5 protein-coding genes and 1 pseudogene are annotated in these 5,094 nt (G+C 67.1%); 5 read left to right on the top strand and 1 reads right to left on the bottom strand.

Going from position 1 to position 5,094, the window contains the following annotated elements:
- A partial coding sequence (locus tag VF697_RS42335) for an AAA family ATPase (RefSeq protein ID WP_331104305.1) occupies positions 1-831 on the top strand: 831 nt, incomplete at its 5' end.
- Entirely contained in the window at positions 828-1,448 is a 621-nt protein-coding gene (locus tag VF697_RS42330) for a DUF3226 domain-containing protein (protein WP_331104303.1), read from the top strand. The genes VF697_RS42335 and VF697_RS42330, both read left to right, overlap by 4 nt.
- Positions 1,449-1,452: 4 nt before the next feature.
- On the opposite strand, the gene VF697_RS42325 is transcribed toward VF697_RS42330, so the two are convergent.
- Positions 1,453-1,983, bottom strand: coding sequence for a hypothetical protein (locus tag VF697_RS42325; RefSeq protein ID WP_331104301.1), 531 nt, complete (start codon positions 1,981-1,983; stop codon positions 1,453-1,455).
- A 164-nt stretch (positions 1,984-2,147) separates the two neighbouring features.
- Here VF697_RS42325 and VF697_RS42320 point away from each other — a divergent pair, with 164 nt between their 5' ends.
- The 3 genes and pseudogenes from VF697_RS42320 to VF697_RS42310 form a co-directional block, all read left to right on the top strand.
- On the top strand, positions 2,148-3,074 hold the full coding sequence (locus VF697_RS42320) for a peptidoglycan-binding protein (RefSeq protein WP_331104299.1): 927 nt from the start codon (positions 2,148-2,150) through the stop codon (positions 3,072-3,074).
- 345 nt (positions 3,075-3,419) lie between these two features.
- Complete coding sequence (locus VF697_RS42315) at positions 3,420-4,526, top strand: acetyltransferase (RefSeq protein WP_331104297.1); 1,107 nt, start codon at positions 3,420-3,422, stop codon at positions 4,524-4,526.
- Positions 4,527-4,620: 94 nt separating this feature from the next.
- Positions 4,621-5,094: pseudogene (locus VF697_RS42310) on the top strand (hypothetical protein); the annotation flags it as partial.

The raw sequence follows: 5,094 nt of genomic DNA, 5'->3' as shown, positions 1-5,094 counted from the left end.
TTCTGGCGGTCGATCTTCCGAGGCGGAGATGCGGAACGAGGTTTTCTCATCCGAGCATCCCAACTGGACGGTCCCCCAATTCGGCTCACCGTACGCAAGTCGCGGGGCAGCCATGTCGCCACGCATGCGCAGTCAAGCAGTCCGCCAATACGGACCTCAACATGGATGTTGGAACACGAAGTCGAGAGTGCGGGGGCGACAAAGCGCTTTCAGTTTTTCCAGCGGCCCGATGAGGGCCTGGTGACCATTCCTCAGCCACAATCTGCGACAGACGGAAGGTGGTTCACCACAGGAACCCCAGACTTAACCCTGGCCCTCAGTTATTTATCCCGATTGAAGCAACAGGGGCACGATAGTCAGGTGCGTGATCTGATACGTCGGATCGATGAACGCATCGAAGGCTTGGAAATCCTGGCTCCCACGGGCTCGCAAGCGTCAATCTTCGTTCGCGTCTCAGGTGAACCGATGCTTCTTCCGCTTCAAATGATGGGAGATGGAGTTCAGCGGTGCTTCGACTTCGCTGTTGTTCTGGCGGGAGGGGATTCAGCCTATCTCGCAATCGATGAGATCGAGAATGGTTTGCATCATTCGGTACTAGAACCGGTGTGGAACTGGTTGGCCGAAGTTTCGGCACTTCATAAGATACAAATCTTCGCCACCACCCACTCGGAGGAATGCGTCCAGACCGCGTGCCGTGCCTTCTCCGCACTGAATGACGACGGCCTTCGGGTCATCCGACTGGATCGCCAGGAGCACCAGACAGTGGCCACGGTCTACGACCGCAATCTCGTCGAGGCGGCCGAGCGCATGGGTATCGAGATTCGCGGATGAGCCGACGCCCCAATCCGCCTCTGCCTAATCGCCCCTTCGGACTTCTCATCGTCGAAGGTGGTGACGAGCGCGCTCTGTGTGAGGCCGTCGCAGGTTCCACCATCTGGTCAGGGTTGTCCTGCTGGACGGCCAGCGGGCGCAGCGACCTGAGGACATTGGCCATGCTCGCAAGGCTCGACCCCGGCTTCATCCATGCGCGCAGCGTGGGGCTCGTGCTTGATGTCGAGGAAGACCCGCGCGAAGCCCTCCGCCTCGCGCAAGAGACCCTGGCCGTATTCGGCCACACCGTCCCCGTCAACCACGGAGTCGTGACCGGTCAGTCGCTTCGGCTCGGTGCATTCCTGGCCCCCGATGGCAGCACACCCGGCAGCATCGAGCTCCTCTGCAAGCAGGCAGTGCGTGAACCGAAGCTGGCCTCCTGCGTGGATGCGCTCGTCCAGTGTGCCCAGCCGACATTCCCGACCAGGGCACTCGCGGCGAAGGGTTGGCTCAACGCCTACCTCGCGATGCTTCCGGAACAGCAGCGCATCCATCAGGCCTTCGACGCCGTGAAGGGCGGGTTCGAGGCCTCCCACGCGGCCTTCGCTCCGCTGAGGAGTTTCCTCCACAGCCTTTGATGGCTCAGTGCAGCAGCGTTCCCGTCCCGCCCTCGCCCGAGTCCGAGCCGCCCTGGATGCGCACCACCGCTTCCTTGAAGCTCTCCATGTACCGGCGCAGCCGCTCGTTCATCTCCACCCCGGGGCTGTCGTAGCGCGCCAGGCACAGCGTCACCGCCCGCCCCTTCAGCGCGTTCTCCCCCGGCACCAGCGTCGCCTCCCGCGCGCTGCCGAACGCCAGCCAGTCCAGCCCCCACAGCCCTTCCAGCAGCGTGTCGAAGTGCGCCTCCATCTCCTCGCGCAGCCCCTCGGGCAGCCCCCGCACGTCGCAGTACTCCGCGCAGTCACGCAGGAAGCGATCCACCACCGCGTCCTCCTCGGGACGCTCGGGCACCTCGTGCGAGAAGGACAGCGCCATCGCCCCCTCCAGCAGCCGCGCGAGCTCCTCCCCGCACGTCACCAGCGCGAGCCGCGCTCCCTCCTCCGCGGGCACCTCTCCCTCCTGGCGCAGGAACGTCTCCCCCGCCAGCGTGTCGAGTCTCATCCTGATCGCCACGTTCCCCTCCGGAACCGCGGCCAGAGTAGCGGGGCCCGCGCCCCCGTGGCAGGCATTTCCTCACGCCCTCTTTCGATGACGCCGTGCGTGATGTGAGGAAACTTCTTCCCGGCACTTACGAAAATGGGAGCAGATTTTCCCACTTCGAAAACCGAGCCCTTCCCATGGTCGCCATCGCCCGCTCCACCGCACTCGCACCCCGCGTCGCAGCCCTCGCCGCGCCTCCCACACTCCGCGCGGGTGCCAATGGGCCGTCCGTGGTGACGCTGCAGAAGAAGCTCGCCGCCGCGGGCTTCAATCCCGGTGCGGCCGATGGGGACTTCGGCCCCAAGACGCTCGCGGCCGTGAAGGCCTTCCAGCAGGCCAAGGGGCTCGCCGCCGATGGTGTCGTGGGCCCCAAGACGTGGAGCGCCCTCAACGCGGCCACCGCCCCCAAGCCGCCTCCGCCCGCCTCCTCCGGCGGCTCGGGCCCCACGCTGCGCGTCGGCGCCCGCGGTGAGCCCGTGCGCGCCCTGCAGAACCGCCTCAACGCGCTCGGCTACAAGGTCGGCGCCGCCGATGGGGACTTCGGCCCCAAGACGCTCGCCGCCGTGAAGGCCTTCCAGAAGGCCAAGGGCCTCACCGCCGATGGCGTCGTGGGCCCCAAGACGTGGGACAAGCTCGGCATCAAGGTGCAGGGCCCCTCCACGCCTCCCTCCAGCGGCGGCCGCGTCGTCACCGGCTACGTCAACGGCGTGCCCCGGCAAATCAGCATCTCCTCCATCCCCGGCGGCAAGTCGATGCGCTCGGACGCCGCCGCCGCCTTCACCCGCATGCACGCCGCCGCGAGCCGCGCCGGCATCAACCTCCACGTCAACAGCGCCTTCCGCTCCATGGAGGAGCAGCGCGTCCTCTACCAGAAGTACCTCAACGGCACCGGCAACCTCGCCGCCAAGCCCGGCTACTCCAACCACCAGGGCGGCATCGCGCTCGACATCAACGTGGGCGGCACCGGCACCTCCACCTATAAGTGGCTCGCCGCTCACGCCAAGGAGTACGGCTTCGTGCGCACCGTCCCCTCCGAGCCCTGGCACTGGGAGTTCCGGCCCTGAGCCGGACTGTCTGAAACCGAGTCAATCCCTGTCCTTTCCCAGGACAGTGGGGGGGCTGGCACTCCAACCCCCCGGTTTCACGGCCTTCTCAGCCACCGCGAGGGCCCGGCCTCGGCTCGCCCGGAAATTGACTGGAGCATCAATGCTCCACTTTCCCCACATGACGCGCCGCGCCACCCTCGGAGTGAGGACGCGCCGGGTCTGGCGCGGGGTTTGCTGAGGTTGCCGAGCACTCGGGAAGGCCTCGAAGCTCCCGTCCCCCGGTTCTCCCCCGAGTCACGCCTTTTCCCCTACCCCACCGCCCTGACCGGGTCTCTTCCGGCAGGGACACCCCCAGGAGTTCCCATGAAGAAGCTCTCCACCCTCCTTCTGGCGCTGTGCGCCGCCGGGCTGGCCACCGAGGCCCACGCCGGCGCGGCCAAGACGACCTACCCCGTGGTGTTCGCCCACGGCATGTCTGGCTTCGACAACATCCTCGGCTATGACTACTGGGGCGACGACTACGGCATGTTCGTCGGCGACTCCTGCCAGTTCGCCGAGGTCGGCTGCAACGAGGACATCGCCGGCAACCAGCAGAGCTTCGTCGGGCAGGTGCAGCCGTTCCAGACGTCCGAGGTGCGTGGCCTGGACCTGGCCAACGACATCGAGGGCTACATGGCCAGCGTGGGCGCCACCCGCGTCAACCTGATCGGCCACTCGCAGGGCGGCCTGGACGCGCGCAAGGCGGCCAAGGTGCTCTACACCCGCAAGGGCTACACCGTGGTGAGCGTGCTCGTCAGCGTGTCCTCGCCCCACCGCGGCTCGCCCGTGGCCAAGTACATCCTCGACCTCAAGCCCGGTGTCACCAGCGTCGTCGACGCCCTGGCCACCTTCTTCGGCAACACCATCTACGGGCCGGGCAATGACGGCATCGCGGGCGCCAAGCAGCTCGTCCACAACGACTACAGCACCACGGACGGCGTCACCACCGGCACCAAGGCCTTCAACGTCAACAACCCCATCGACGCGCGCTACGCCTCCCGCTACGTGTCCCTCGTCACCGCGCAGAACGGCGTGAACGTGAACCCCGCGCTCTACCTGCTCAGCGAGTTCATCTTCGACATCGACGGCGACGGCTACTGCCTGGAGGACTGCGACAACGACGGCGCCGCCGGCAAGGGCGACGGCTACGCCAACGAGTCGGATGACGATGGCCTGGTGGGCATCAACTCGCAGCAGATGGGCTACCGCCTGCGCTACAGCGAGTCCGCCCTGGGCTTCGACTCCGTCACCAACGACGCCAACGTCCCCTACATGGGCAACATCAACACGCCCAGCAGCTCCCTGCAGATGACCTCCATGTCGAGCGTCATCATCCAGGACCACCTGGACGTGGTCGGCGTGGGCCCGGACACCTTCGACGAGCCCGAGTTCTACGCCGCCATCTTCCAGTACATCGGCACCTACGACTGACAGTCCGCCTCACCCTCCGGAAGGCCCCCCCCGTGCGCGCGAGGGTCTTCCGGAGGTAGCCTCCCCCCGACATCCCCCGGAGATGAAGTCCCCCATGAATCGTCGGAAGGCCCCGCTGCTGCTCGCCCTCGTGTTGCTCCTCGCCGGCTCGGCGCTGCTCGTCTTCAAGACGCGCCCGGCGGAGGGCCCCTCCGAGGTGGCCCCCGAGGCAGGCGCGGCGCAGGCGCCCCAGCGGGCCGCGAAGGGCGGGAAGCTGGCGATTCCAGCCTCCCTGGCGGCCCCGCGAGAGGGCACGGGCGAGGCGGCGAAGCCCGAGGACTTCATCTCCTACCTGCGCACGCGCTACGGGGCCCGCATCCGCGAGCCGCACGCGCAGATGCGCATGCTGGAGAGCCTCATGCGCCACTTCCAGCAGCTCAACCCGAGCGGCTGGGAGGCGGACCTGCTGGCCGCCCTCAAGCAGGCCTTCCCCGAGATGTACGAGGAGCTGGCCGCGCGCCTGCGCCAGCGGCTCGACTACGAGAAGTGGGTGAAGGAGCACCGCGACGAGCTGCAGCAGAAGTCCGAC

It is taken from the genome of Archangium sp. (genome assembly GCF_036388035.1).
GTDB lineage: Bacteria > Myxococcota > Myxococcia > Myxococcales > Myxococcaceae > Archangium.
Note: the sequence above shows the minus strand (reverse complement) of the source record. Positions and strands in the feature narration are given on the sequence as shown.

Excerpts from the sequence above, each read along its gene's own strand:
- VF697_RS42330 (WP_331104303.1), top strand. The coding sequence starts at position 828 with ATGAGCCGACGCCCCAATCCGCCTCTGCCTAATCGCCCCTTCGGACTT.
- VF697_RS42315 (WP_331104297.1), top strand. The coding sequence starts at position 3,420 with ATGAAGAAGCTCTCCACCCTCCTTCTGGCGCTGTGCGCCGCCGGGCTG.
- VF697_RS42320 (WP_331104299.1), top strand. The coding sequence starts at position 2,148 with ATGGTCGCCATCGCCCGCTCCACCGCACTCGCACCCCGCGTCGCAGCC.